Origin of the sequence: Jonquetella anthropi DSM 22815 (assembly GCF_000237805.1) — a bacterium.
Classification (GTDB): domain Bacteria; phylum Synergistota; class Synergistia; order Synergistales; family Dethiosulfovibrionaceae; genus Jonquetella; species Jonquetella anthropi.
In genome coordinates, this window is the sequence record NZ_CM001376.1 from 128,377 (window position 1) to 154,713 (window position 26,337).

Sequence of the window (26,337 nt, forward strand, 5' to 3'; positions counted from 1 at the left end):
CACAAGACAAGTTACTGCAGGACGGCGGAGCTGTCCTCAAACGCAGATGGGAGTGTCAGAGATGAGAAAAAGCGTTTTAGCTGCCCTAGCTGTGTTGCTGTTCTGCGCCACACCGGCCCGTTGTTCGCAGATGACCCTGACGGCAGAGAAGCTGGACTACGATATGGATTCAGGTCACGGGACGGCGGCCGGCAAAGTAACGCTCGTCCGAGAAGGGCTGACGGTCACGTCAGACCGGGCCGAGGCGTGGTCGAAGGAGAAAAAGGTTCATCTGTGGTCCAACGTGAAGGGCTCGGGCGTCCAAGACGGGACGCCGTTCACGTTCTCGGCTGAGGACGCGACGGCTGATTTTTCCGTGCCGGGCAACGGATATCACATGAAAGGCAACGTCTTGCTTCAGCGCGGACAGCAGTACTTGGACGCGGCCGAGGCGGACGTGCGGGAAGGAAAATTCTGGGCAAAACAGGTGGCCCGGCTGGCGGACGAAAAACAGAAGACTGAGTTGAAGTGCGACGCCGTCAACGGTCAGTACGACGATGGGGGCGTCCTGTCCGCCGAGGCGAAGGGGAACGCCTACCTGCGTCACAAGGACGAAAAGGACGTCCTGACGGAGATCTGGGGCGACGTGATGACCTACGATCGGACGAAAGACATCGTGACCGTGACCGGGAACGCCCGCGCAGTTCAGCAGGATCGGACGCTGAAGGCCAATCGGCTCCTTTACAGCATTTCATCGGGGAAGTTGACCGCTGTCGGAGGCACGCAGATCGTTGTCGACGTGCCCGAGCAGACTCAAAAGAAGCCGGCACAGCCTGCTCAGCCAGCCAAGCCGGCTAAGCCAGCGCAGGGAAAGAAGAAAGTGAAGCGATGACCGAAAGTCATAACAAGCGGCTTGCCGCTCGAAACCTGACGAAAAGTTTCCGCCGCCGCAAAGTGGTGGACAACGTGTCCATTGACTTTGCCTGCGGCGAGGTGGTCGGACTGCTGGGGCCTAATGGGGCGGGCAAGACGACCAGCTTTTACATGATCGTCGGGCTGATTTCTGCCGACTCGGGCGAGGTGTACCTTGGCGACACGGACGTGACGAAGATGAAGGTGTACGAGCGGGCCCGCGCCGGCATCGGCTACCTGCCGCAGGAAGCGTCGGTCTTTCGGGATCTGACGGTTCGGCAGAACCTTGAACTGGTTCTGGAGGAGCGGGGGGCTAGCAAGTCGGAGATCGCTTCCGAGCGGGATCGCCTGCTGGAGGAGTTCGGTTTGACCCGGCTGGCTGATGAGTTCGGGTACTCCCTTTCGGGCGGCGAGCGCCGTCGGGTCGAAATTGCTCGGGCTTTGGTCAATAAGCCGGATTTTATCCTGCTGGACGAGCCGTTCAGCGGTATTGACCCAATCGCCGTCAGCGAGATTCAGGAGATCATTCGACAACTAAAGTCCCGGGGCTTTGGCGTGATGATCACCGATCACAACGTGAGGGACACTCTGGCGATTACCGACCGGGCGTATCTTATTCACCTTGGGCAGATTCTCGTGCAGGGCAAGCCCTCAGAAATCGCGTCCAACGAGATGGCCCGCAAGTTCTACTTAGGGGAGCGCTTCTCGCTGTGACGCCGCACCGAAGCGGCCGTATGGTGCGCAACGCGCTGGTCATGATGCTCGGCACACTGGCAAGCCGGGTGCTGGGACTTGCCAGAGAAATGGTGACTGCCGCGCTGTTTGGAGCGTCGGCCGCCTTGGACGCGTTTTTCGTGGCGTTTACCCTCTCCAATTTGGCCCGCCAGCTTCTGGCCGAAGGCGCGCTGTCGGCGGCGTTCGTGCCGGTCTTCTCCCGCGTTCTGTCCGAATCGGGAAAGGACCGGGCGGCGCGGCTGGCCCGACGGGCGTCAGCCGTCCTGATTGCTTCCTGTTCGGCCGTCGTCGTCTTGGGAATCCTCCTGAGTCCCGCGCTGGTGAAGGTCATGGCTCCCGGCTTTTCGGGACAGCAGTTCCAATTGGCCGTCGCTTTGACCCGCCGCATGTTCCCTTTCCTGCTGTTCGTGTCAGTCGCCGCGTTGGCTATGGGGGCGCTGAACAGTTTGGGAAGCTTTTTTGTCCCCGCTCTGGCTCCAGCTCTGAGCAACGTGGTTTTCATCACCCTGACGGCTCTGCTGGCCCGTTCGCTCGGCGTGGAAGGGATGGTCTGGGCCGTGCTGGCCGGCGGGGCGGCTCAAATGGTCTTTCAGGTCTGGTGGCTTCGCCGGAAGGAAGGATTGTCCCTTTTGCCGGCAGTCCCTGAACGGTCGGACAGCGACCTGCGGCGGATGATGGCGCTCTTTTTGCCCTACGCCTTAGGGCTGTCGCTCAACCAGCTCAACCCGGTTTTAACTCGGGCATTCGGCTCGTTTTTGCCCGACGGCACCATTTCGGCGCTCAACTACGCCAACCGGATCATTCAGCTGCCGCTGGGCCTTGTGGTGGTGGGCATTTCTCAAGCCGTTCTGCCTGAGCTGTCCCGGGCGGACGGGGACGACGCGTTCTGCGGCGCCCTGTCTGACGCCCTGCGGTTCAGCCTGTTTTTGGTTCTGCCCGTCACGGTCGGCGGATTGCTTTTGAGCGGCGAGTCGGTTCACCTGCTGTTCGTCCGTGGCGCGTTTGACCGGGCGGCGTGGGACCTGACGAGTCAGGTCCTGTTCTGGTCCCTTCTGGGGCTGCCCGGCATGGCGTGCGGCACCGTGGTCATGCGGGGCCTGTACGCTCGGCAGCGGCCTCGCGACGCGGTCCTGACGACCGGAAGCTGCGTTGGCTCGCTGTTTCTCTTCGGCCTGCTGCTGGCCCGTCCGTTCGGCGCCCGCGGTGTGGCGCTCGCCGGTTCTTTGGCCTTCACCGTTTCGCCGATCGTCGGCGCGCTCCTTTTACGGCGGTGCGTCCCGTCTCTGGGGCGGGTGAACTGGAAGCGGTTGGGCGGTAGTTTGGTTCCTCCGGCCGCGTTGGGCTGCTGCTTGGCGGTCTGGAAGCTGTTTTTGCCCTATGACGCCGGTTGGGGGCTTGCGGTCCGGTGCCTCTGGCTTGTCGGCTGTGCCGGGTCCGCCGGCGCCGTTTGGTGCGCCACTGGCCTTCTGATGAAACGGGACGAGTGGACGATGCTTCGTTCGGCGATGATCCGCCGAAAAGGAGGAAAAGCATGAAGTTCTATCGGGGAGCCGCGTGCCTTCTCGCCGCTTTTTTGGCGGCGTCGCCGGCGTGGGGTGCGTCAAACTTGGAGGCGCTGAAAGAACCTCGGTCAGCAGTTATCTACGTCGAAGGCCAGAAGGTGGCCGACGTGATCGTCGGCTCTAAAGCGAAGGTGACGTTCCTCTACGTCGACGACAAGCTGAAGAAGGAAATGGAACGGAACCTGCAGCAGCTGTCGTCTGTTGAGGAATGGATGCTGTCGGACGCCGTCAAGGCCCGGGTGAAGAAGATGGTCCCGGTGATCGTCACCTGCGAGGCGTTCGGTCACCTTTACTTCGCGCCCGAGTCCGTGTCGGTGAACGGCGAGCCGGTAACGCGCCGTCAGCTTTTTACGAATCTGGACGCCCGGACGGTGGGGGACGTGGCGCCGGATGACTTCGTCTGGTTTGTCATCGGTCTGCCCAAGTCGACTGCGGCGCCTGGGCAGAAGATAACCTACTCTGTCGGCGAATGGAAAACTGACTTCACAGTTCCGGGGAGGTGAGGGGAATGGCTCTTCACGTGTTTCGCTGCGTCCTGTGCGGACACAGGTTTGAATCCGACCGCGCGGGCGTTAAGTGCCCGAAGTGCGGCTCCCGCACGCTGGTCCACGAGAGCGGGGACTCGCTGAGAGGCAAGTGCGGCTGCGGCGGTTCGTGCTGCTCCTGCTCCGGGTGTTCCCATTGAGCGACGGCTTACTGTTAGCCATTGAGAGCAGCTGCGACGACACGTCCGTTGCACTCGTTCGAGGACGGACGGCGCTCGGGTGGCTCATCTCCAGCCAGATTGAGCGACACAGCCCGTTCGGCGGCGTCGTGCCCGAGTACGCGTCGCGAATGCACCTTGAAGCCCTTCTGCCTCTGACCGAGCGTCTGATGAAAGAGGCGGCAGTTTCTCCTAGAGACTTGGACGGAATCGCCGTGACCTACGGTCCCGGGCTCATGGGGTCGCTACTGGTGGGCGTCATGGCGGCCAAGGCGCTGAGCCAGGTCTGGGGCGTCCCGCTGATCGGCGTGAATCACTTGGAAGGCCACCTGTGCGCCGGGTTGGTCTCGTCTCCTGACTTGGACTTCCCGTTCCTCTGCGCCGTCGTCTCGGGCGGACACACTGAAGTCCTGCTGTGCCGCGGCCCCGGCGACTATCAGCTGGCGGCCCGGACGAGGGACGACGCGGCAGGAGAAGCGTTCGACAAGCTGGCTAAAATGCTCGGCTTGGGCTATCCAGGCGGGCCGGTGGTCGATCGGCTGGCAGCCGGAGGGAGGCCCGACGCGTTTGACCTGCCGCGGCCGAAGTTCGACGGCTCAATGGACTTCAGCTTCAGCGGGCTGAAAACGGCGGTGCTGAACATGGTGAACCACTGGCGTCAGCGCGGCGAGGAAATTCCGACGGAAGACCTGTGCGCGTCGTTTCAGCAGGCCGTTGTGGACGTGCTGATCGATCGGCTGGAGCAGGCCGCGGAAAAGACGGGCGTGAGGTCCGTCGCCATCTCCGGCGGCGTGGCGGCCAACTCGCGGTTTCGGGAAGCCGTGTCGTCCCACCCGGGGTGGAAGGCCTTCGTGCCGCCCAAATCGTACTGCACCGACAACGCGGTGATGATCGGCGTCGCCGGCGGATTGTCCCTGAAAGCCGGCCGAACGAGCGACCTGACGCTCTCGCCCGATCCGTCGCTGGACGTCACAGCCGGACTGTCGTCGTTGTAAGAAAGACAAAAGCGAGCCGTTCCCAAAAGGGAACGGCTCGCTTATTTGTGTCATAGTGGCGGAGGCGTGTGCGAATCGAACACACCAAGGACGACTCAAATCGCCCCTCGCGCGGGTTTGAAGCCCGGGGCGGCCACCAGGCCACATTCGCCTCCGAAAACTCAAATATTGTACCCTAGATAGGCGCGTCGTTCAACTGTTGAGCGGTTAAAACCCGCGAAGGCGCCGCAGAGTCTGATAGGCCTCCTGAAGCTCTTTGAACTTCTGGGCGGCCAGCTCGGAAAACTCTTGATCTTTCAGTTCGGAGAACCGATCAGGGTGATACTTGGAGACTAGCTCTCGATAGCGCTGTTTAATCTCTTGGTCTGACGCCGTCGGGCTGAGACCGAATACCTCCCACGGCGACTTATGCGGGCGGCCCGGCGGACTCGTCGTCCAGCTCTGTCCGCCCTCGGCGCGATAGGGGCCGGAGAGGAACGAGCGGACAAATCGGCGCCAGTCGAATTTTTGACCGCTTCTCGCCATATCGCGCCGCATGGACCGAATGAACCAGCCGATGAAAAGCGGCACGATCAGCAGCCGAAGAAGTCGGACGACGAAGGCCATCGTCGAAAGGTTAAGCGGTTTGGGACAGCTTGGACGCGACGGAGAGCAGCAGCGACGTGAGAGCTCCGGCGGTCCGGTCCATGGTGTCCAGGACTTCCTGTTCGGTCAGCGCGTTGCCTGTGATACCCGCGGCCGCGTTGGCCACGCAGGACAGACAGGCGATTTTCATGCCCATGTGTCGGGCGACGATGACCTCAGGCACGGTGGACATGCCGACCACGTCGGCGCCCAAGAGCCGCCCCATGCGAATCTCGGCGGGCGTCTCGTAGGACGGGCCGCTCATCGCCAGATAGACGCCCTCGTGGGTCGGTATCCCAAGCTCGAGGGCGCAGCGGGATATCAGCAGCCGAAGGTCCGGGCTGTAGGCGGTTGTCATGTCAGGGAACCGGGGGCCCCACGACGGTTCGTTCGGGCCGGTCAGAGGGTTGCGTCCCATCAGGTTGATATGGTCCCGGACGATGATGATATCCCCGGCCCGGTACCCTAAGTTGATGCTTCCCGACGCGTTGGTGGCGATGAACGTCTTGACGCCCCAAGCGCCCAGAACTCGGACGGGGAACGTCACGTCCTCCATTGAATACCCCTCGTAGGGGTGAAGCCTGCCTTGCAGAGCGGCGACGGTCATGCCGTTCACCGAGCCGATGACCAGCCGGCCGGCGTGTCCCGGCGCGGTGGAAAGAGGCCAGTTGGGGATGTCGCTGTACGGGATAACCTGTTTTTCTTCCAGAGACTCGGCGAACGCCCCGAGTCCGCTTCCTAAAACGATGGCCAGCAGGGGCTGACGCGGCTCTTTGCCCTTGATGAACTCAAGAGCGTCTGTGACCAGTTGGCGGTACGATGTCATGAGATGTCCTCCGTTTGTCCGCCCAGTCGGGCGTGGGGATGGCAGCGGTCGTAGACGTCCCGCAGCTCCAAATCAAAGTGAGTGTACTTTTCCGTGGTGCCGATCGAGCTGTGGCCTAAGAACTCCTGCAGGGTCCGAAGGTCCATGCCCCGGCGTAGCAGCCGCGTGGCGACCGAGTGGCGCAGCACGTGAGGGTGAAGCCGAGCCTTGGCGACCCCGGCCCGTTCTCCCCGTCGGCGGATCAGCCGCCACAGGTCAATGCGGGTCAGCCGGTCGCCGGTTCGGCTGGCAAACAGGAACGACCGGGCGCCACCTGTCGGATGACCGTCGGCGCGGACCGCCAGCCACTTGGTCAGCCAGTCGGCCACGCTGGCTCCGAAGGGGACGGACCGGTCCTTGTTCCCCTTGCCGCGCACGTGAAGGAACCGGGTGTCCATGTCGACCGACGCCAGAGTCAGCGAGCAGATTTCAGAAGCCCGCAGACCGCAGTCGGCGAGGATCTGAAGGATCGTCCGGTCCCGGACGTCCATCCAGCTCTCGCCGGAGCAGCTTTCAAGAAGCCGGTCGATCTCGCCGTCAGAAAGCACTTGGGGCAGGCGGCGGGGCTTGTCCGGCAGCGCGGGAAGCCGAAGGGCGCTTGCTGCCGCCGAGCCGGTGCTCTGCCGATAGCGAACCCAGCTTCTCAGCGCCGCCATGGTCTGCTGAACTGTGCTGGACGCGAGGTCCTGTTCCCGCATCGCGGCGATGAACCGAGGAGTCGTCGCGTCGTCGGGGCTCATCGGGTCGGCGCCGGACGTCTCGCACCAGCTGCGCCACTTGGCCAGAGCCCGGGCATACGATCTGACGGTATGGTCGCTGCTCTGCCGCTCAAAGCGCAGGTAGTCGGCGAAATCGTCGGCCGATCGGTCAAATTGTTCGTTCATGAGCTCTCCTTCGTCCGCTTTCGCTCCCGCGGCGCACAGTGCAGGGGACGTCCCAAACGGCCTGATGAGGCGCGGCCGATTATTTTTGAGGGGCGTCGGATTTTTTCAGCGCGGCTCGTCGGCCGCCGGTGTATCGGGCGAGGTCGTCAGGGCTGATCGGGAAGAAGTGGTGATCCGTCCCAGCGGCGGCCCAGACGGCTGGGTAATTCCACAGGTCCTCGTCCAGAAGCGCCGGCAGCTGCTCGTCGTAACCGACGGGCGGCACGCCGCCAACGGCGTAGCCGAAATGTTCCAGCACGTAGTCCGACGGGGCCATGGAGACCTTTTTCCCGCCCGAGGCGCGCTTGACCGCGCCGGAGTGAACCTTGTTGCTTCCCGACATGAGGACGAGCCACGGCGAGCCGTCGATGAGAAAGATCAGGCTTTTGAGGATCTCCCCTTCGGTCACGCCGACGGCTTTCGCCGCGTCCGACACGGTGAAGATAGTCAGTTCGCTGTAGGTGATGCCCTGTCCGTACCCTAGGGCCGTGAGGGCTTTCTGAACTCGCTCGACTGGGTTCATCGCGGCGGCTCCTTTCAGGGATGATATTTTTATCTTAGGCTGGCCCGGCGGTTCTTGCAATCCCGCCGGTTGCGGAAAGGAAAACTTGTGAAACGGTTTCTCTGGCGCGCCTCGCGGGTTCGTGGAATAATACGGCTGTACGGCGGGGCCGCAGGGGCCTTCGCGAGTTTCGGACGAACGGAGAATGACCCATGAAGCTCTTAAAAATTATCCCAGCGGCAGTCTGCGCGGCGGCCATCCTGTGCTCGCTGAACGCCTGGGCGGGGGATTTGAACGGCGACGCGGCGCTTTGCCAGATTGTGTTGGACCGAAGCGGCGCCAGCAAGCAGGAGTGGAACCGCTCGGCCAAGGCGGGCATGACGCTGGAGGACTTTCTCCTGTCCAAACTGATCATCGACCGTCTCAATCAGCCCGACGGGGACCTGACCGGCGTGTATCGAATGAGAAAGGCCGGCAGAACCTACGAGAAGATCTGCGAGGCGATGAACATTCAGTGGCCCCCGATCTTGAAGGAGTTCAACGATCAGGTCGATCAGATGAAGAAGGACGCCGAGGCGCAGGGGCTGACGATGTGGCGCCTGAATCAAAATTTGAAGACGACGGACTGAAGGCGGAGGGCGAAGCTCAACCGCCTTTTTTGTCCTCTGGCGGCGCCCGTCATTGACGGTCATTTTAAAGCAAGTGTATGATGATAGACAGCCGCCTATGGCGCGAAATTTTGCGGGTGCAGAAAGAACGGTGATGATATGGAACAAGGCTCATTATCGGCAGACCCTGTACCGATAAGTACACCGAACGTACCGTAAAAACGAGGCGGCGGCTTTCCGCGTCGGCTCGTGTTGACGTGGAAAGGAGTACGAGATGATCTCGAGAGAGCGCGAACTCATCGAGCAGATTCGAGAGCTCATCCAGGCGAAGGAGTTCCGCCGGGCCAAAGAAATTCTGTCCGGCGTGGAGCCTGTCGATATGGCGGAGTGTCTCGGCCTGCTGCCGCCGGCGGAACTTGTGTTCTTTTTCCGCCTGCTGCCCAAGGATATGGCGATCGACGTTTTCGAGCTGCTGGACACGGACGTTCAGCAGACGTTTTTGCGTCATGCGTCGGACAAAGAAGTGGCCGTCATGTTGGAAGATATGTCCGACGACGACCGGACCGAACTGTTCGACGAGCTGCCGGCCAAAACGGTCAAGGAGCTTCTGCGGCAGCTTTCACCGCAGGAGCGTGCTCTGGCCAACCGGCTGTTGGGGTACCCGCAGGACTCGGCAGGCCGGATCATGACGCCCGAATATATCGACTTAAAAGCGGCCGCGACCGTTCAGGAGGCGCTGGATCGGATTCGCCAGACCGCGCCGAATAAAGAGACGATTTACACCTGTTTTGTCACCGACCCGTACCGGCACCTGCTGGGCGAAGTTGACTTGGAAGACCTGCTTCTGGCCGACCCTGACGCCCTTGTTGGCGACGTGATGGACCCGGCGCCTATTTGGATTTTGACGACCCAGGACCAGGAAGAGGCCGCCAAGGTCATTTCCCAGTACGACCTGTACTCGCTACCGGTCGTCGACTCGGAAGAGCGGCTGGTTGGGATCATCACCTTTGACGACGTACTGGACGTGGTCGAAGAAGAGGCCACCGAGGACTTGGAACTTCATGCCGGTATCCAGCCGATGGACGAGGACTACTTGGACGCCAGCGTGGTTACGCTGGTGCGCAAGCGGTTCACGTGGCTTGTGATCTGTATCTTCGCCGAGTCGCTCACGTCGGCGGTTCTCAGGTATTTTGAGCCGGTCATCAGCCAAGCGGTGACTCTGACGTTTTTTGTGCCGCTGCTCATTGGGACGGGCGGCAACTCGGGCACCCAGTCGGCCACCGTGATGGTCCGCAGCATCACGCTGGGAACCGGCAGCTGGCGCAACGCCGGGGAGACGATTTTGCGCGAGACCGGCGTCGGGGTGACGATGGGCGTCGTGCTGGGGATCTTAGGGCTCCTTCGCGCCGTTTCCTTGGGCGTTGGGCTGCCTGTGACGCTGGCGGTCGGCGTGGCGCTGGCGGCCGTCGTGCTGATGGGAAACTTAGTCGGCACGCTGCTGCCCCTCGTGGGGCACTCGCTGGGAATTGACCCGGCAATTATGTCAGGTCCTCTGCTGACTACCGTGGTCGACGTGTGCGGGCTGATGGTGTATTTCGGGATCGCGCAGGCGTTCCTGAAAGTCGCCTCGCTATGAGAACGGAGGCTGAGCCGATGAGCTGTTTGACTTGCGCCGGCTGGGTCTTCGGGAAAGAAGCGTAGACCATGGCGGCGCCGCACCGCAACAATTTCAGAGGGGTCTTTGAGCGCGGCGACAGGGAAACCTGCGTTCGAATGCTAAACCGGCTGCCCTCGTCAATGCTGAAGGAAGAGCTCCGCCACCTTCATCCGCGGCGGGCGCTTTTGCTGTGCAGTTACTTAGAGCCGGCCCGCTTCGTGGCGCTGCTCAAGGACTTGGACCGAAACGAGCGGCAGAGAATCCTGTCCAGCGCGACGGTGAAAGAGCTTGGCAACTTGGTTCTCGCGCTGCCTCAGACGACGATCATGACCCTGCTGGACGAGCTGCCGGCCCGGCTCACCCGCGACGTGGTGGGCGCTTTGCCGGTCAAAGTCCGCCGAGAGGTCGAAAAAGCCCTGCCGTGGCCCGCTGAGAGCGTCGGGCTTTTAATGACAAAAGGGTGGGTGCAGCTCCTGCCGACTGACAGCGTCAAAGACGCCATCGGCCGGATACGGACCGGCGCGGAAAACCGGGAAACGGCCCGCAGCTGCTTCGTCGTCGACGAGGACGGTCAGTTCGTCGGCTCGGTGCCGTTGGAGGATATCGTCCTGTCCGACCCGGACCGTCCTGTGATGGAGCTGCTCGACCCGAATCCCTGCCAAGTCTCGCCTCTGACCCCGCAGGACGAAGCGGCCCGGATCATGTCCCGGTACGATCGGGACGTGCTCCCCGTGGTTGACGGCGGCCGGTTGATCGGGCTGCTTACCTTCGACGACGTGCTGGACTTGATCGATCAGGAAAACGCCGAACTGTTCCTTCAGATGGGCGGTCTGTCGTCCGGCGAAGAGCAGGAAAGCCCGAGCATTCTGCGCCAAGCTCGGCGGCGTCTGCCCTGTCTGCTCCTGTGTCTTGTGACCGGCATTATGACTACCAGCTTGATGAAGTCATTTGAAGAGGCGCTGAGCACTGTGGTTGCCCTGTCGTTCTTCATTCCCCTTCTGGTGGACACGGGCGGCAACACGGGCTCTCAGGCGTCGGCCTTGGTTATTCGCAGCATGGCGCTCGGCCAAATGCCCGATTCAACGGTCTGGAAGGTGCTCGTCCGCGAATTGGTGACCGGCCTGATGTTGGGCCTTGCCATGGCTGCTATGGCTGTCGGGCGGGCTTGGATGATGGGAACCCAGCCGCCGATATGGATGGTCGTGGCGAGCGGCATGATCGCTGTTGTGACGCTGGCGAACGCCATGGGCACGCTTCTGCCGTTTGCTATCCGGCGGATGGGCTTTGACCCGGCGCTCCTGTCGGGGCCGCTTCTCAGCACCATCGTAGACGTCGCAGGACTGGCAGTTTATCTGGGAATTGCGGCGCGCTTTCTGCTGTAAAGCGCGCGGCGTGTGGGAGGGTATCAGATGAAGAAGCTGTTCCTTTTTGTGGAGTTATGCCTGCTGTTTGCCGTGCCTGCGGCGGCTTCTCCGGTTCTGACGCCTCAGGAGGCCGTGAGGCTGGCGTTGGAACACAGCCCGCAGATTCAGGCGGCGAACCGTCGGTTCGACGCGGCTCGAGCTGCCATCGATCAGGCACGATCGGACAAAATTCCGCACCTGTTCGCGTCCCTCGGCGGCTCGTGGCAGGGCGAGGACGGCAAGATTCCGGCGTTTGTCAGGGTTCAAGGTGCCGCGTTGGGGCCCTTAGGCACGCCCATCGGCACGGTCGTTGGCGGAGGAGCCGGGTACGCGCTTGACAGCTTTACCGAGGCATATGCGGCTGAGCTTGGCGTGCAGTGGCTCGTCTTCAGCAGCGGCGCCGTGGAAAACTCCGTCGCGGCAAAAAAATGGGCTGCCCGAGGGGTTGACGCCCAGACGGAACGGGTCCGCCAGACGATCGCCCACGAGACGCTGGCCTGCTGGTATGGCTTGCAGAGAGCCAGAGCGAAACGGGCGGTGGCTCAGGAGATCTACGACTTGGCGAAGGAACATCTGGACCAAGTGAACACGTTCTATCGCCACGGGGCGGTGGCCAAACACGACGTGCTTCGCACCGAAGCGGCTGTGGCCGAAAGTCAGCTGGGGCTGATCACTGTGGACAACGCCGTTCAGCTGGCGTGGAAGGGGCTGGAACGCCTTGTAGGAATCAGTCTGCAGGGCTGCTACGACCTGCCGGAGCCGAACGGCCGAGGCGTCGCCCAGCTGGATGAGCCGGGCGAGGACGACGCGGCCCTTCGCCCCGAACTGGTCGCTTTAGGGTGTTTGAAGCAGGCGGCGAACGCGTCGGCCAAGGCGGCTCACGGGTCTTTAGGTCCTAAACTGCTCGCCAAGGGTTCTCTTGTCGCGCAGGGGCGGCAGTTTTGGCCAAACGACCGGCAGGACTGGGAGGTCGGGCTGGCTCTTCGTTGGGACTTCTTCGACGGCGGCAAGGCGTCCGCTCAGGCCCGGGAGGCTAAAGCCAAGGCCGCTGAGGCCGACGCCCAGATCGAGGACGTGAAACGCCAGATCGACATGGAGATCGCCCAGTCGCGGCTTAACATGACGTCGGCAATCAGCCGGAACAAAGTGGCGGTTCAGCAGGAAAAAAGCGCTTCTGAGGACTACCGTATCGCGCTCGTGCGGTACAACGCGGCGGTGGGGACGAACTTGGACGTTCTCGACGCGCGGGCTCAGCTGTCCAAAGCCCGCAACGGCGTCGTTGACGCACTGTACGATTCTCTTCTGGCACGGAACGACTACTGGTTCGCCTTGGGGGGCGACCCGTTGGACGAAACGTTTATGTCCGGAGCTTGGAGCTCGGAGAAGGGAGAAGAACATGCCAAAAGTCATCGCTGAAGTGACGGTTGTGCCGGTCATTCCGGGACCGGGAGGGTACAGCCCGTACGTGGCGGCTGTGGAGAGGACGCTTCGGAGTTTTGACCTGAAAGTGCGTCTTACCCCGATGGGCACGGTGCTGGAGGGGGAACTTGACGAGGTGTTGAAGGCGATCCGCGCCGCTCACGAGGCGCCGTTTGGCATGGGGATCATGCGGGTTGGAACGACGATCCGAATCGACGACCGGCGGGACAAAGAGCTCACCATGGACGGGAAAATTCACGCCGTGGAGGAAAAAATTTAACCGATCAAGCCCGTTCAGCCAAAGTGTATGGCGTCTGCCGGTTGACAAGGGCCCGAAAGTCGGTATAATACACAGCGTTCGGGCCGGCGTAGCTCAGTTGGTAGAGCGGCTGACTTGTAATCAGCAGGTCACCAGTTCAAATCTGGTTGCCGGCTCCATTACTACGCCAGCGTGACCGAGGGGTAGTGTGGCCGAGTGGTCAAAGGCAGCAGACTGTAAATCTGCCGGCTAGCGCCTACGGTGGTTCAAATCCACCCGCTACCACCACTAGCCGACTTAGCTCAGTCGGTAGAGCACCTCCATGGTAAGGAGGGGGTCTCCAGTTCAAGTCTGGAAGTCGGCTCCAGTCATTGCGGCTCCCGCGCAAAAGCGCGGGAGCCTTTTGTTTTGCAGAAAAGCCGGCCCTTCTGCCGCTCGCGGCAGAAGGGCCGGCCATTTGTGTTCGTGACCGTTAAGGGAACGTCACAAGCCTTGACAGCTGGGTGAAAAAGTCGTCCAGGTCGCAGTCGGCCTGAAGGATCTCCCTGCTGCGCGGGTAGGAAAGGTGAACCGCCCCTTTGTTGACGATCACCACCGGCGCGGGGCAGAGGGCGGGAACGGAACAGGCCGGAGCGACGGTCAGCGACGTGCCCAGCACCAGCATGAAGTCCGCCGCCTCGGCGGCGGCGAACGACTCGCTCAAAAACTTCACCGACTCGCCGAAGAACACCACGTCGGGCTTAATGACGCCGCCGCAGGGACAGTGAGGCACGTCCTGTTCGGCAAGAAATTCGTCCAGCTGGGCCGCGGAAAAACCTCTGCCGCACCGCAGACACGTGTTGGTCGCCACCGTGCCGTGGACTGGGAAGACGCGCTTTGAGCCGGCGGCCTCGTGAAGTCCGTCGAAGTTCTGAGTCACGAGGGCTGCCAGCCGGCCGGACTGCTCCCACTGGGCCAAAAATCTGTGGGTGACCGTCGGCCGAATGCCCGCCAAAATTTTTCGCAGCTGGCGATGGAACCGATAGTAGTACGACGGATCCTCATAAAACGCGTCGATGTCGAAGAGACGGGAAGCGTCCACGTCGGACCGACGGTACAGGCCGTTCGGTCCTCGGAAATCCGGCAGACCGGCGTCGGTGGAGACTCCCGCGCCGGTAAAGGCGACGGCTCGGCGGGACGCGGCGACCAGTTCGGCGCACCGCTGAAGAACTGACTGAACAGACATGGGGAACCTCCTTCATGATTGTGCAACCGTTTTCACACAAAATATGATATAATCCCTCCAGAAAAAAAGAGGAGGGTCATGATGAACAAGAGAGTACTCGTCTATGGCGTTGAAGACAGACCGTCCATGCCGGTCATGCTGCTGGCCGGGGCTCAGCACGTGCTTACGCTGTTTGGCGCCACGACGCTCGTGCCGCTGATTTTCGGCCCTGCGATGGGCATGTCGCCGCTGCAGATCGGCTTCTTTATCAGCTGCGTCTACCTGTCGATGGGGATATGCACGCTCGTCCAGACCAGCCGTCTGGGCTCCCGTCTGCCGATCGTTCAGGGTTCCAGCTTCAGCTTCATCCCGCCCGTGATGACCGTCATCGGCATCTACGGATCGCAGGGGCCGAACGTCATCATGCAGTATCTGGGCGGCTCGCTGATCGTCGGCGGTCTCGTGATGGCCGTGTTGGGGTACTGCGGCATCGTGGGCAAACTGCGCCGGTTCATCGGCCCCCTGACCATGGGAACCACCATCATGGCAATCGGGTTCTCTCTGGCCCCCGTCGCCGTGGGCAGCAACGCGGCGAAGTTCTGGCCCGCGTCGCTGGCGGTCGTCGCGCTGATCTTCCTGTTCAGCCTCGTGGTCAAGCGGGTCTACGTGAACATCTTCTCGATTCTACTCAGCGTGGTGGTGGTGTATCTGGTCTGCTTGGCCCTCAGCGCCACAGGCGTTCTGCCGCCGGATCACCCGGTCTTCATCAATCTTACCACCGTCAGAGGGGCTCATTGGCTGCAGTTCACCGGGTTGGCCCCGTGGGGGATGCCCAAAATCAGCTTCGTCTCCATGGGCGCCGTGCTTGCTGGGTTCTTCTCCGTGTTCATCGAAAGTCTGGGCGACTACTACAACGTGAGCAACGCCTGCGGGCTGCCGGATCCGTCACCCGAAGTCATCAATCGGGGCATTGCCGCCGAGGGAATCGGCTGCATGGTGGGCGGCCTGAGCGGCGCGGTCGCCTGCACGTCCTACACGGAGAACATCGGCCTGATCAGCCTGACCGGCGTGGCGTCCCGATGGGTCGTCCGAACCGGCGCGGTTCTTCTGATCCTGATGAGCTTTGTCGGCAAGTTCGGCGCGCTGGTAGCGACGGTCCCCACGCCGATCATTGGCGGATGCTACATCGCGCTTTTTGGCTGCATCGGGGCGCTGGGCATTCAAGCGCTGCTCCGGGCGGACATGCACTCCCAGCGCAACGTGATGATCATCGGGTTCTCGTTCCTCATGGCTCTGGGGCTTCCCGGCTGGGTCGAGGCCCATCAGGCGGCATTCTTCGAGCTGGGGATCATCGGTCAGGTTCTGTGGGCGCTCGGCAAGACGGCCATGGCCGTAGCGGGCATCTCATCGTGCCTTCTCGATAACCTGATCCCCGGGACGGCCGAAGAACGGGGCATGGCGACGACGAATCACTAGTTTCACTCTTGCCGGCTCCAGAGGGGGAGACTAGGCTGTAAAAAAGCAAGAAGGGAGAGGGATAGGGATGAAACTTTCTGATAAGCTTTACAAAGCGCTGAACGATCAGGTGAACGCCGAGATGTACTCGGCCTATCTGTACCAGTCCATGGCCAGCTGGCTGACCGCTCAGGAGCTGCCGGGCATGGCCGGTTGGATGGCCCATCAGGCCAAGGAAGAGATGGAGCACGCTTTCAAGATCTACCACTACATCGAATCCCGCGGCGAGCAGCCCAAGCTGACGGCTATCGAGGGGCCCAAGACGTCATGGGAAAGCGCCCTAGCCGTCTTCGAGCAGGCGCTTGGCCACGAGCGTCACGTGTCCGACCTCATCGCGTCGATTATCAAGCTCGCCCGTGAGGAAGAGGACTTCGCCACGGAAACTCTGATGAGCTGGTACATCAACGAGCAAGTGGAAGAAGAGGCGAACGCGACGCGGAACGTTCACGTGGTCTCCTTGGGCAAGGGCGACGCAGGAAAGCTTCACCTGCTGGACGCCGGCTTCGTCAGACACGAATAAGTTCACAGCCGAAGAGGGGCCCGAGATCGGGCCCCTCTTTTTTTGAAGGAGTGTGCTTATGGCCAAACGGCTTTCTAAAAAGCGCCTGTCCTGCCTGCTCGAGTCCCTGTACAGGACGTACAACAGGAGAGAACTCGTCAGCCCGGATCCGCTTCAGTTCCTCTACGAGTACAGAGAGCCGGAGGACCGGGAGCTTGTCGGGTTCGTCGCGTCGTCTCTGGCATACGGGCGGGTTGCCATGATCCTGTCCAGCGTCGCGCGTCTGCTCGCTCCGCTGGGCAGTCATCCCCGGGCTGCGCTGGCCGACGCGACCCGTTCGAGCTTGATAGACAGTTGGGGAGATTTTAAGCACCGGTTCACCCCAGTCGCCGAGGTGGCCGACGTCCTGTTGGCCGTTCGGGACGTGATTGGCGACGGGACGATCGGGAGCTGGATTGGGAAGAGTTTTTCCCGCACGTCCGACCTGACTGCCAGCTGGGACGAGTTTGCCGGAGCGGTCGAAGATCAAGCCGGCCGCACCAGTCTGGTGTGCCGTCCCAGCAGGAAAAGCTCCTGCAAGCGGGCGTTTTTGTTCATGCGCTGGATGGTTCGGCATGACGGCGTTGACCCCGGAGGCTGGGACGACGTCCCGCCGTCGGCGCTGGTCGTCCCGTTGGACACGCACATGTTCCGCGTCGCGCGGCTGTTCGGCCTGACCCGTCGGAAGGGAGCCGGGCTGGCGACGGCGCGGGAGATCACTGAGGCGTTTCGGCGGTTGCGGCCCGATGACCCGGTGAGGTATGATTTTACCCTGACCCGGTGGGGAATACGCCCTGACATGACCTATCGGGAGCTTGAACGGATTGCCGAAGGAGCTGATGAGCCGTGAACGACGAGGCCTTTGCTTGGGAGACTGGATACGTGGCGCTGGACATCGAGACGACCGGCCTGTCACCGAGGAGCTGCTCCATCATCGAGGTGGGGGCTCTCAAGTTCGTTCCCGGCAAGAAGGGCGAAGAGTTTTCCTCGCTCATTGATCCGGGCTGCCCTATCCCGGCCAGCGGCAGATCCATTCACGGCATAACCGACGACATGGTGGCCGGTCAGCCTCGGGTCGAAGAGGTCATCGCGGGACTGCTGGACTTTGTCGGCCCCGCGCCGCTCGTTCTCCACAACGCGCCGTTTGACCTAAGCTTCATCGCGCCGGTTTTAGACAAGCTGGGCCGCAAGTGGCAGGCGATGACGGTGTTTGACACGCTTCCTCTGAGCCGAGTCGCCTTCCCCGGGCTGCGAAGCTACAGTTTGGAGTCGCTGAGCGACTTTTTCGAGTTCAAAGAGGGCGTTCATCACCGGGCGCTGTGCGACTGCTGGTACACCCAGCAGCTGTTCACCCGCTTCCTTGAAAAGGTCGATCAGCTGAGGTGCCTCGAATTGGCCGATCTGGCTCACGAGTACGGAGATTTCCGGCTCCTGACGCCGGGCACTTGCCAACGCATGGGCCCTGCCATATAATTGCAAAATAGTTGCGGATGTAGCTCAGTTGGTAGAGCATCAGCTTCCCAAGCTGAGGGTCGCGGGTTCGATCCCCGTCATCCGCTCCAACTGATTTCTCTCCCCGCCGGTCACGAGACCGGCGGGTTTTTTCTTTTCTCCCGCAATGGGCTCCTTCGCCGCGGCTGTGAATCGTCAGACGGCGAGAGCTTGAAGGGGAAGCCGTCTTTGGGGGACCGCGCAGTTCAGAAACGGCAAAAGGCGTCGGAGAGTTCTCGCGGGAAAACAGGTGATACGCGAACGGTTCTGTGCATTTGCGACAAAATAGAGACAACGTGATGGGCATCTCTGCTGAAAGTTCGCTGAAACTTTGATCGAAGCTGAATTTGAATTGACATCTCGTTATTTCACCAATAGAATCTAACTAGTTGTAACCTGCGTCTTTGTGTATACACAACGACGGAAGGAGGTGGAATGATGGCGACGAATTTGACCGATGAGATTCGTGCCCTAGAGGAGGCCGCGGCAAAACGGGTGTCCGACGCCGAGGCTCAGGCCGCGTCATGTGTGGCGCGCGCCAGGGACGAGGCGGCGAAGAAAGTGAAAGAGTCCCGTCAAAGCCTCTATCGGGAGTATCGGAATAAGGTCGAGAAACTGGAGAAAGAAGCGGCTGACCAGGCAGCCGGCCTGGTAGATCAGGGGAAAAAGAAGGCGGCGGAGTTCGTCAAAGCCCACGAAGGACTTTTGGCGAAAACGTCCAAGTGGGTTGCCGAAGAGGTGATGTCACGCTATGGCCGTAGCTGAAGTCAAACGAATTGAGCTTCACGTGCTCCGGTCATCTCTTGAGCCGGTCATGGCCGCCCTGCAGTCTTGGGGCCGGTGCGACGTGTCCGAAAAAGCCGCTTCCGACGTCCCTGAAACCTTAGCCGAGTCCGCGTCTGACTACGAGTCGGCCCTTGCGGACCTCCGGTACGCCATTCGTTTTCTGACGCCTCGGTACGACGATCCGACGAGCTCGATCGCCCGAATGCTCGGCGACCGGGATCGGCTGACGATGGACCAGCTGATGCGGCTGAAAGACTCAACGGACGTCCCGGCGCTGGTCGGTCAGGTCCGGGAGAAGGAACGCCGTCTTTTAGAGCTCAAGTCAGCCAAGGAGCAGACCCGTCAGGTGATCGACGTGCTGCGGAACTTGTCCGACCTTCCCTGCCCGCTGTCGCTCTTAACTCAGGGCACCAAGCGGGTCGCCGCCTTTTTAGGGCAGGCGTCGCCGGAAGCCCTGACGGTCTGGAAAGACGCGCTGGCTGAGGCGCTGGGTTCCGACGCCGACGTGACCGTTCACCTGCCGGCAGACAAAAAGGTGGGAACCCCGTGGGGGCTTGCCATCTACCTGCGCGAGCGGGAAGAAGAGTTTACCGCTGTGGCCCTTCGGTGCGGCGTGGCTCGGCTTGAGCTGCCGGAAAATTTGGCCGGATCTGTTTCTGAGGAAATCGGGGGCCTTTTGGCTCAACTGGACGAGATGACGGCTCAGGAACGGGCCGTGGAGAGTGAGCTGACCCAGTTTGCCGTCGAGCATATGACGGTCCTTCGTCAGCTGGCAGACTGTTATCAGATTTTGGAAGACCGGCGCGAGGCCGTCGCTCGGGGCGAAAAAACGGCCCAGACGGTGGCCCTTGCGGGCTGGGTGCGCAGCGCCGACGAGGCGGAACTAAAGCGCGTTTTAGCGCCGTGGGAGCGGGAGATCGACCTGCAGGTTCACGCGCCGCAGGACGGCGATAATCCGCCTGTGACGCTGGAAAACCCGAAGTTCGCTCAGCCCCTCGAAATGCTCACCATGCTTTACGGGGCGCCGGTGTACGGTGGGGCCGACCCGTCGGTTCCGATGTTCCCGTTCTTCCTGCTGTTCTTCGGGCTGTGCTACGGCGACGCGGGATACGGCGTCGTTGTGGCTGCGATTACTTGGTACGTCCTCCACAAGTACCGGTCAATGTCCGAAGGTCCGTATCGGTTCATCAAGCTGATTTTCTATTCTGGCATCGCCACGATTATCGTGGGCGCTCTGACCGGCGGTTGGTTCGGCAATATGGTCGACGAGTTTCCCTTCCTGTCGTTCCTCCGGCCGGTTGTCCACGGCATGGCGGTCATCAACCCGATGGAGCAGCCCATGGTCATGCTGGGGCTGTCCTTGGCTTTAGGGCTGGTGCACATCTTCTACGGTTTGGCGATCGCGTTTTACACCAACGTCCGCCACGGCAAAGTTTTTGCCGCGGTAGCCGATCAGGGCGGCTGGGCGCTGCTTTTGATCGGACTTCTGTCGCTTGGGGCTTCGACTCAGGTCCCGTCGCTGGCTCCGGCCGGCAAGCTGCTGGCTTTGGGCGGCGCCGCGCTACTGATCCTCACGCAGGGGCGGGAGAAGCCCACGCTGTTTGGCAAACTGACCAGCGGCGTGCTGAGCCTGTACGGCGTCACTTCTTACTTGGGTGACGTGCTGAGCTACAGCCGCCTGCTCGCTCTGGGGCTGGTCGGCAGTGCCGTAGCGATGATCATCAACCTGATGTCGTCCATGGTGGCCGGCGTGCCGTATGTCGGGTGGGTGCTTGCCCTGCTGCTGTTCTTCGGCGGGCAGATTTTCAGCATGGTCATCAACATCTTGGGGGCGTTTGTTCACCCCCTGCGCCTTCAGTACGTGGAGTTTTTCGGAAAGTTTTACGAAAGCGGCGGCACGCAGTTCGAGCCTCTAACGTACCGAACCGAGTACGTCACTGTGGCCGAAAACGACGGCAGAGCCTAGCCGCCTATTAAGACGGAATCCCTTGAGAGGAGTGTCATGGAATGGAGTATCTTGGTGTCGCTCTGGTGATTTTTGGTGCAGCCTTGGCAGCAGGAATGGCCGGATGCGGTTCGGCTATCGGCGTCGGTATTGCCGGTGAAGTCGGCGCGGGCGTCATGACGGAAGATCCGGGCAAATTCGGTCTGGTGCTGATGCTTCAGGCTCTGCCGGGCACGCAGGGCATTTACGGTCTGCTGATCGCCTTCTTCGCCATGCTGAAAATCGGCTTGGTGGGCGGTACTGTGACGACGATCGGCTGGGGCGTCGGCCTAGCTATCTGCTTCGCCTGCCTTCCGATGGCCTTAGCGGGGCTGTACTCGGCAATTGCTCAGGGAAAGACGTCGGCGGCCTGCATTCAGATGATCGCCCGTCAGCCCGGCGAAGCGGGCAAGGCGGTCATTCTGCCCGCCATGGTCGAAACGTACGCCGTTCTGGCTCTGCTCGTCAGTATTCTGCTGCTTAACGGCATTTCCCTGTAAGGAGCCTTCGCCATGGCCCTTGCAGACATTCGGAAGAAAATCGAGGGCGAAGCGGCTGCCAAGGCCGAGTCGATTCTGGCCGAAGCTCAACGTCAGGCAGACGAGCTTTCCCGTCAGGCCGAGGAAGAAATAGCGGCTGTTGCGGCCCGCTATGATAAGTCTCTTGCCGACGAGACGCCGGAAATCAAGCGCCGCGCGACAATTGTCGCCAACTTGGACGTGGCCCGGCTGATGCTGGGAGCCAAACGGGAGCTGATGGACCGGGCTTTAGACGGCTCTTTGGACGTTTTGGCCTCGATTGACGAGAAACAGTACGGGAGCTTTATGGAGAAGCTGCTGGACAAGGCTGCCGTGACTGGCGAGGAAGAGCTTCTCGTCGGCCCGGAGGAAAAAGTCCTGAACGCCGCGTGGTTGGATAAGTACAACGCGGCTCGGGGAAAGAAAATCACCATGTCGTCTGAACACCCGGCTATCCGGGGCGGCTTCATCCTGCGGCGGGGAAAGATCAGCGAGAACTGCTCTTTTGAGACGCTGGTCCGCTGGCTCAGGGATGATTTGGAGTCTGATCTGACGGCCCGTCTCTTTGCAGACGAGTAAGGAGGCTGTCATGGCCTCGAAAAAAGACTACGGGTACGCCGTTGCCCGGCTGAAAGCGATGGAGGACCGCCTGCTCGATGAGGCGTTCTTCGCCCGTCTGCTGGAAAGCCAGTCTCTGGAAGCGGCGATCAAGGCTCTGAGCGAGACGCACTACTCGGCGGCGTTCATGGAACTCAAGTCGCCGTCCGACTTCGACTCAGCGATTGACGGCGAGCTGGCCAGAACGTACCGGGATGTGGCGTCATTCGTCCCGGACGAGGCTCTGGTGACGCTGTGCCGGCTGCTGTACGACGTTCACAACGCGAAAGTCGTCATGAAAGGTGCCATGATGTCCGACGGAGGCACCGGCCGGCGGCTTGACCTGCTCAGCCCGCTCGGCTCGATGGACACCGACGGACTGGTCCTGACGCTTGAGGGCGGCGAGTGGGGCAAGCTGCCGTGGAACCTCGGCGAGTGCTGCCGTCAGGCGCAGGGGCACTGGGACCAGCATCACGATATGCAGGCGGTGGAGTGCCTCATTGACCGCGGCTACTACCGGGCTCTGCTCGATATTGCTTCGGGGCTGGATATGGACTTGGTCACGGCTTGGGCAAAGGCGAGAATCGACGGCGACAACGTCAAAAGCCTGCTTCGGCTCAGCCGGCTGCAGCTTGATCCGGGCGCAGTCGAGGCCTTTTTGCACCCCGGCGGGACGATTGATACGCCGCGGCTCAAGTCGCTTCTGGCCGAACCGGTCGAGAACTGGTCGAGAGAGCTTCAGGCTCACCCAATCGGCCGGCTGCTCGAGTCGTTCCAAGAAGGCGGAGCCTTCAGCACGCTGGTCGTCCGATTTGAACGGGACTTGGACGACTACATCTCGTCGGTTCTGGCGCCCTCTAAATTCGGAACGTTTGAGCCGGCGAACGTAGTTCGTTACCTGTGGGCCAGAGAGGTGGAGACCAAAAATCTGCGCATCGTTCTGGTGGCGGTGGCGAGCGGCGTGAATCGGGAAACGATAAGGGGGCTGCTGCGTCATGTCTAAACCCCAGACGAGTTCAATGGCGGCTGTAGGAGCGTACGATACGGTTCTCCCGTTTCAGGCGGTAGGCGTTAAGCCGTACGTCCTCGCGCCCAATGACAGCCCGGCCGACGTCCTGCAGCGCTTGGCAGCCGAAGGCTGCGGCGTCGTGTTCGTCGAAGAGGCTGTATACCAGAAGGAAAGCGCGCTCGTCGACCGTCTGAATCTGGAGTACGGCACGAGCATTATCCCGATCCCGGGCATCAGAGGATCGCTCGGCACGGGGCTCAGAGCCATTCGAGCCAGCGTGGAGCGGGCCGTCGGGATGGACATCTTTGCCAAAGAATAGTGGACAGCGGAGGCGATCAACTTGGCCGTGGATCACATGGTAAAAGGCACTATTGAACGAATCTCCGGTCCCCTGGTCGTCGCGAAGGGGATGACTGGCGCGAGCATGTACGACGTGGTTCGCATCGGCGACATCGGGTTGGTTGGCGAGATCATCGAACTCAAGGGTGATACTGCCTCCATCCAGGCCTACGAGGAAACGTCAGGCCTTCGCCCCGGCGAGCCGGTCGTGAGCACCGGTGAACCCCTGAGCGTCGAGCTGGGCCCCGGACTGATCGAGCAGTTTTATGACGGGATTCAGCGCCCGCTGAGAGATATTGAGACGGTTGCAAAAAGCCCCTATATCGCGAAGGGCATTTCCGTCTCGCCGCTGGATCATTCCCGGAAGTGGGGCTTCGAGCCCCGCGCCGAAGTCGGCGACCGGGTGAGCGTGGGAGACGTTTTAGGCGTTGTGAAAGAGACCGTTCTCGTTGAGCATCGGATCATGGTGCCGTGGGGCGTGGAAGGAAAACTGATCAGCGTTGAGCGCGGCGACTTCACGTTGGACGACGTCATTGCGGTTGTGGAGGACGACAGCGGAGTTCGGCACGAGCTGACCATGATGCAGCGGTGGCCCGTGCGCAAAGGACGCCCGGTCGCTCGTCGGCTGCCGCCCAATACGCCGCTGACCACCGGTCAGCGGGTCGTCGACACGTTCTTCCCCATCGCTATGGGCGGCACGGCCTGCGTGCCTGGCCCGTTCGGTTCTGGGAAGACGGTCATTCAGCACCAGCTGGCAAAGTGGGCGGAGGCTCAGATCGTCGTCTACATCGGCTGCGGCGAGCGCGGCAACGAGATGACCGACGTGCTTCTCGAGTTCCCCGAACTGGAAGACCCTCGGTCCGGCCAGCCCCTGATGAAGCGGACTGTGCTCATTGCCAACACGTCCAACATGCCCGTGGCGGCCCGCGAGGCCAGCGTGTACACCGGCATCACCATTGCCGAGTACTACCGGGACATGGGATATTCAGTCGCCCTGATGGCCGACTCGACGAGCCGCTGGGCAGAAGCCCTGCGCGAGATGTCCGGCCGTCTGGAAGAAATGCCCGGCGACGAAGGGTACCCGGCGTATTTGGGCAGCCGTCTAGCTTCGTTCTACGAACGGGCCGGTCGGGTCGTCTGTCTCGGCAAGGCTCGGGCCGAAGGCTCAGTTTCCGCCATCGGGGCCGTATCGCCTCCTGGCGGCGACCTGTCCGAGCCGGTCACGCAGAACACGCTGCGGGTCACCAAGGTGTTCTGGGGGCTGGACGCCAACTTGGCGTACCAGCGTCACTTCCCGGCCATCAACTGGTTGACCAGCTACTCGCTTTACACCAACCAGCTTGACGCGTACTGGGACGGCAAGTTCAACGCCGAGTGGACGCCCACCCGGGTCGAGGCCATGAGCCTGCTGACCGAGGAGTCGTCGCTCAACGAGATCGTTCGGCTCGTCGGGTTGGACGCCCTGTCCCGCAACGAGCGAATGATCATGGAGACCGCCAAGTCCCTTCGAGAGGACTTCCTGCACCAGAACGCCTTCCACGAGACGGATACCTACACGTCCATGGACAAGCAGTTTAAAATGCTCTCCACCATCATCAAGTTCCACCATTTGGGGGCCGAAGCGCTCAAGGCCGGCGCGGACATGAACAAGCTGTTCAACCTGCCGGTCCGCGAGAAGATCGCCCGAATGGGGTTGGTGGGCGAAAACGAGCTGGAGAAATTGGACGCCCTTGAGGACGAAATGAAAGCTCAGATCGGCGAGCTGGTCACTGCAGGAGGTGGACGGTCATGATGCTGCCAAGAGAATACCGCACCGTCACGAGCCTTCAGGGGCCTCTGCTGGTCGTTGAGTCCGTGGCTGACGTCAAATACGACGAATTGGTCGAAATTGAACTGGCAAACGGCGAGCGGCGCCGAGGCCGAGTTCTGGAAATTGACTCCAACCGCGCGTTGGTACAGGTCTTTGAAGGGACGGACGGAATCGACGTTTCCAGCACGGTCGTCCGCTTCCTCGGGCGAGTGCTGACCCTGCCGGTGAGTGCCGACATGCTGGGTCGCATCTTCAACGGACGCGGTCAGCCGCTGGACGGCGGCGCGCCGATTATCCCGGAGAAGTCCATCGACGTGAACGGCCTGCCGATGAACCCGTACTCCCGGGACTACCCGTCCGAGTTCATTCAGACGGGCATCAGCACCATCGACGGGATGAATCCGATGGTCCGCGGCCAGAAGCTGCCGATCTTCTCCGCTTCCGGGCTGCCTCACAACCGCATGGCCGCTCAGCTGGCCCGTCAGGCCAACGTGTTGGGCGCCAAGGGGAACTTCGCCGTCGTGTTCGCCGCCATGGGCATCACGTTCGAGGAGTCGTCGTTCTTTATGGAAGACTTCCGAAAGACCGGCGCTCTGGAGCGGACCGTCATGTTCGTCAACTTGGCGGACGACCCGGCGATTGAGCGAATCACCACGCCACGCTTGGCTCTGACCGCTGCCGAGTATTTGGCGTTTGAAAAGAACATGCACGTGCTGGTGATCCTGACCGACCTGACCAACTACTGCGAGGCGCTCCGGGAAATTTCAGCCGCCCGCAAGGAAGTTCCCGGCCGGCGCGGATACCCCGGGTACCTGTACACCGACTTGGCGAACCTGTACGAGCGGGCCGGTAAGCTGCGCGGCAGCACCGGTTCCATCACCCAGGTTCCGATTCTCACCATGCCCGAAGGCGACAAGACTCACCCGATCCCCGACCTGACCGGCTACATCACCGAAGGCCAGATCATCCTGAGCCAGACCCTGCACCGCCGGGGCATTTACCCGCCGGTGGACGTCATGCCGTCCCTGTCCCGACTGAAGGATAAGGGTATCGGCAAGGGCAAGACGCGGGAAGATCATGCCGACCTGATGAACCAGCTGTTCGCCGCTTACGCCCGAGGCAAAGAGGCCAAAGAACTGGCCGTGATCCTCGGCGAAGGCGCGCTGAGCGAGGAAGACAAGGCGTTTGCCCAGTTCGCCGGCCGGTTCGAGGACGAATACGTCCGTCAGGGCGAGTACGAGAACCGCACCGTTGAAGAGACGCTCAAGTTAGGCTGGGAGCTGCTGACCATCGTGCCGGAGAAGGAACTGAAGCGCGTCCGGGACGCTTGGATTGAAAAGTATCTGAGACCGCTGAAGGAATCGAACGGCAAAAATCCGGCAAAAGCCGAGTAAGGGGGG

Annotated in this window: 28 protein-coding genes and 5 tRNA genes; 27 read left to right on the top strand and 6 right to left on the bottom strand. The window is 61.6% G+C overall.

Going from position 1 to position 26,337, the window contains the following annotated elements; translation table 11 throughout:
- The first annotated feature begins 61 nt into the window (after positions 1-61).
- From JONANDRAFT_RS00610 to tsaD, 6 genes are read left to right on the top strand one after another with little or no spacing between them, the layout of a single operon-like run.
- Complete coding sequence (locus JONANDRAFT_RS00610; protein WP_008522352.1) at positions 62-871, top strand: LptA/OstA family protein; 810 nt, start codon at positions 62-64, stop codon at positions 869-871.
- Positions 868-1,605 carry an LPS export ABC transporter ATP-binding protein gene (lptB, locus tag JONANDRAFT_RS00615; RefSeq protein WP_008521988.1) on the top strand — a complete coding sequence of 246 codons (738 nt, stop codon included), beginning with the start codon at positions 868-870 and terminating at the stop codon, positions 1,603-1,605. Before JONANDRAFT_RS00610 ends, lptB begins: the two co-directional genes overlap by 4 nt.
- A gap of 20 nt (positions 1,606-1,625) precedes the next feature.
- Positions 1,626-3,161 carry a murein biosynthesis integral membrane protein MurJ gene (gene murJ, locus JONANDRAFT_RS00620; protein WP_021775700.1) on the top strand — a complete coding sequence of 512 codons (1,536 nt, stop codon included), beginning with the start codon at positions 1,626-1,628 and terminating at the stop codon, positions 3,159-3,161.
- Positions 3,158-3,691, top strand: coding sequence for a hypothetical protein (locus JONANDRAFT_RS00625; protein WP_008521990.1), 534 nt, complete (start codon positions 3,158-3,160; stop codon positions 3,689-3,691). The genes murJ and JONANDRAFT_RS00625 overlap by 4 nt, the downstream gene beginning before the upstream one ends.
- Before the next feature lie 5 nt (positions 3,692-3,696).
- Positions 3,697-3,873 carry a zinc ribbon domain-containing protein gene (locus JONANDRAFT_RS08215; RefSeq protein WP_008521992.1) on the top strand — a complete coding sequence of 59 codons (177 nt, stop codon included), beginning with the start codon at positions 3,697-3,699 and terminating at the stop codon, positions 3,871-3,873.
- Positions 3,825-4,886, top strand: coding sequence for a tRNA (adenosine(37)-N6)-threonylcarbamoyltransferase complex transferase subunit TsaD (gene tsaD / locus JONANDRAFT_RS00630; RefSeq protein ID WP_008521993.1), 1,062 nt, complete (start codon positions 3,825-3,827; stop codon positions 4,884-4,886). Before JONANDRAFT_RS08215 ends, tsaD begins: the two co-directional genes overlap by 49 nt.
- 56 nt (positions 4,887-4,942) lie before the next feature.
- Here tsaD and JONANDRAFT_RS08130 read toward each other — a convergent pair.
- The 5 genes from JONANDRAFT_RS08130 to JONANDRAFT_RS00650 all read right to left on the bottom strand — a co-directional run bounded on the left by JONANDRAFT_RS08130 (position 4,943) and on the right by JONANDRAFT_RS00650 (position 7,821).
- Positions 4,943-5,041: transfer RNA gene (locus JONANDRAFT_RS08130), tRNA-Sec, on the bottom strand.
- 52 nt (positions 5,042-5,093) lie between these two features.
- On the bottom strand, positions 5,094-5,492 hold the full coding sequence (locus JONANDRAFT_RS00635; protein ID WP_008522000.1) for a J domain-containing protein: 399 nt from the start codon (positions 5,490-5,492) through the stop codon (positions 5,094-5,096).
- A 10-nt stretch (positions 5,493-5,502) separates the two neighbouring features.
- Complete coding sequence (locus JONANDRAFT_RS00640; protein WP_008522002.1) at positions 5,503-6,336, bottom strand: purine-nucleoside phosphorylase; 834 nt, start codon at positions 6,334-6,336, stop codon at positions 5,503-5,505.
- Positions 6,333-7,259 carry a tyrosine-type recombinase/integrase gene (locus JONANDRAFT_RS00645; RefSeq protein ID WP_008522004.1) on the bottom strand — a complete coding sequence of 309 codons (927 nt, stop codon included), beginning with the start codon at positions 7,257-7,259 and terminating at the stop codon, positions 6,333-6,335. Before JONANDRAFT_RS00645 ends, JONANDRAFT_RS00640 begins: the two co-directional genes overlap by 4 nt.
- 79 nt (positions 7,260-7,338) lie before the next feature.
- Positions 7,339-7,821: a YbaK/EbsC family protein gene (locus JONANDRAFT_RS00650; protein WP_008522005.1), complete on the bottom strand. Its 483-nt coding sequence runs from the start codon at positions 7,819-7,821 to the stop codon at positions 7,339-7,341.
- Positions 7,822-8,012: 191 nt separating this feature from the next.
- Between JONANDRAFT_RS00650 and JONANDRAFT_RS00655 the strand changes: the two genes are divergently transcribed.
- From JONANDRAFT_RS00655 to JONANDRAFT_RS00690, 8 genes are all read left to right on the top strand, one after another.
- A complete protein-coding gene (locus tag JONANDRAFT_RS00655) occupies positions 8,013-8,429 on the top strand; it encodes a hypothetical protein (protein ID WP_008522006.1) in 417 nt (138 codons plus the stop codon).
- A 253-nt stretch (positions 8,430-8,682) separates the two neighbouring features.
- On the top strand, positions 8,683-10,044 hold the full coding sequence (gene mgtE / locus JONANDRAFT_RS00660; protein ID WP_008522008.1) for a magnesium transporter: 1,362 nt from the start codon (positions 8,683-8,685) through the stop codon (positions 10,042-10,044).
- A 137-nt stretch (positions 10,045-10,181) separates the two neighbouring features.
- Positions 10,182-11,447 (top strand): magnesium transporter, encoded by a 1,266-nt coding sequence (gene mgtE, locus JONANDRAFT_RS00665; protein ID WP_231286765.1) that lies wholly within the window; start codon positions 10,182-10,184, stop codon positions 11,445-11,447.
- A 27-nt stretch (positions 11,448-11,474) separates the two neighbouring features.
- Positions 11,475-12,884, top strand: a complete 1,410-nt coding sequence (locus JONANDRAFT_RS00670) for a TolC family protein (RefSeq protein ID WP_008522354.1) — start codon at positions 11,475-11,477, stop codon at positions 12,882-12,884.
- Positions 12,865-13,167: an MTH1187 family thiamine-binding protein gene (locus JONANDRAFT_RS00675; protein ID WP_008522011.1), complete on the top strand. Its 303-nt coding sequence runs from the start codon at positions 12,865-12,867 to the stop codon at positions 13,165-13,167. Before JONANDRAFT_RS00670 ends, JONANDRAFT_RS00675 begins: the two co-directional genes overlap by 20 nt.
- Positions 13,168-13,249: 82 nt before the next feature.
- A tRNA-Thr gene (locus tag JONANDRAFT_RS00680) sits at positions 13,250-13,325 on the top strand.
- A gap of 23 nt (positions 13,326-13,348) precedes the next feature.
- Positions 13,349-13,434: transfer RNA gene (locus JONANDRAFT_RS00685), tRNA-Tyr, on the top strand.
- Between the two features lie 3 nt (positions 13,435-13,437).
- Positions 13,438-13,513 (top strand) — tRNA-Thr (locus JONANDRAFT_RS00690).
- A gap of 105 nt (positions 13,514-13,618) precedes the next feature.
- Here the strand turns inward: JONANDRAFT_RS00690 and JONANDRAFT_RS00695 are convergent.
- The gene (locus tag JONANDRAFT_RS00695; RefSeq protein WP_008522355.1) at positions 13,619-14,371 is read right to left on the bottom strand and encodes an SIR2 family NAD-dependent protein deacylase; all 753 of its coding nucleotides are present in this window, start codon (positions 14,369-14,371) and stop codon (positions 13,619-13,621) included.
- 81 nt (positions 14,372-14,452) lie between these two features.
- On the opposite strand from JONANDRAFT_RS00695, the gene JONANDRAFT_RS00700 reads away from it, so the two are divergent.
- The 13 genes from JONANDRAFT_RS00700 (at position 14,453) to JONANDRAFT_RS00760 (ending at position 26,331) form a co-directional block, all read left to right on the top strand.
- Positions 14,453-15,826, top strand: coding sequence for a uracil-xanthine permease family protein (locus JONANDRAFT_RS00700; protein ID WP_008522357.1), 1,374 nt, complete (start codon positions 14,453-14,455; stop codon positions 15,824-15,826).
- Between the two features lie 67 nt (positions 15,827-15,893).
- On the top strand, positions 15,894-16,385 hold the full coding sequence (locus tag JONANDRAFT_RS00705; RefSeq protein WP_008522015.1) for a ferritin: 492 nt from the start codon (positions 15,894-15,896) through the stop codon (positions 16,383-16,385).
- A 58-nt stretch (positions 16,386-16,443) separates the two neighbouring features.
- Positions 16,444-17,253, top strand: coding sequence for a TIGR02757 family protein (locus tag JONANDRAFT_RS00710; protein ID WP_008522017.1), 810 nt, complete (start codon positions 16,444-16,446; stop codon positions 17,251-17,253).
- The gene (locus JONANDRAFT_RS00715) at positions 17,250-17,876 is read left to right on the top strand and encodes a 3'-5' exonuclease (RefSeq protein ID WP_008522020.1); all 627 of its coding nucleotides are present in this window, start codon (positions 17,250-17,252) and stop codon (positions 17,874-17,876) included. Before JONANDRAFT_RS00710 ends, JONANDRAFT_RS00715 begins: the two co-directional genes overlap by 4 nt.
- Positions 17,877-17,889: 13 nt before the next feature.
- Positions 17,890-17,965: transfer RNA gene (locus JONANDRAFT_RS00720), tRNA-Gly, on the top strand.
- A 367-nt stretch (positions 17,966-18,332) separates the two neighbouring features.
- The gene (locus JONANDRAFT_RS00725; RefSeq protein WP_008522361.1) at positions 18,333-18,659 is read left to right on the top strand and encodes a hypothetical protein; all 327 of its coding nucleotides are present in this window, start codon (positions 18,333-18,335) and stop codon (positions 18,657-18,659) included.
- Complete coding sequence (locus JONANDRAFT_RS00730) at positions 18,646-20,646, top strand: V-type ATP synthase subunit I (RefSeq protein WP_008522363.1); 2,001 nt, start codon at positions 18,646-18,648, stop codon at positions 20,644-20,646. The genes JONANDRAFT_RS00725 and JONANDRAFT_RS00730 overlap by 14 nt, the downstream gene beginning before the upstream one ends.
- A gap of 41 nt (positions 20,647-20,687) precedes the next feature.
- A complete protein-coding gene (locus tag JONANDRAFT_RS00735) occupies positions 20,688-21,164 on the top strand; it encodes a V-type ATP synthase subunit K (RefSeq protein WP_008522024.1) in 477 nt (158 codons plus the stop codon).
- Between the two features lie 12 nt (positions 21,165-21,176).
- The gene (locus JONANDRAFT_RS00740) at positions 21,177-21,761 is read left to right on the top strand and encodes a V-type ATP synthase subunit E (protein ID WP_008522025.1); all 585 of its coding nucleotides are present in this window, start codon (positions 21,177-21,179) and stop codon (positions 21,759-21,761) included.
- A 10-nt stretch (positions 21,762-21,771) separates the two neighbouring features.
- Complete coding sequence (locus tag JONANDRAFT_RS00745) at positions 21,772-22,782, top strand: V-type ATPase subunit (protein ID WP_008522365.1); 1,011 nt, start codon at positions 21,772-21,774, stop codon at positions 22,780-22,782.
- A complete protein-coding gene (locus tag JONANDRAFT_RS00750) occupies positions 22,775-23,107 on the top strand; it encodes a V-type ATP synthase subunit F (RefSeq protein WP_008522367.1) in 333 nt (110 codons plus the stop codon). Before JONANDRAFT_RS00745 ends, JONANDRAFT_RS00750 begins: the two co-directional genes overlap by 8 nt.
- 36 nt (positions 23,108-23,143) lie before the next feature.
- Positions 23,144-24,919: a V-type ATP synthase subunit A gene (locus JONANDRAFT_RS00755; RefSeq protein WP_008522029.1), complete on the top strand. Its 1,776-nt coding sequence runs from the start codon at positions 23,144-23,146 to the stop codon at positions 24,917-24,919.
- The gene (locus JONANDRAFT_RS00760) at positions 24,916-26,331 is read left to right on the top strand and encodes a V-type ATP synthase subunit B (RefSeq protein ID WP_008522031.1); all 1,416 of its coding nucleotides are present in this window, start codon (positions 24,916-24,918) and stop codon (positions 26,329-26,331) included. The genes JONANDRAFT_RS00755 and JONANDRAFT_RS00760 overlap by 4 nt, the downstream gene beginning before the upstream one ends.
- Positions 26,332-26,337: the final 6 nt, after the last annotated feature.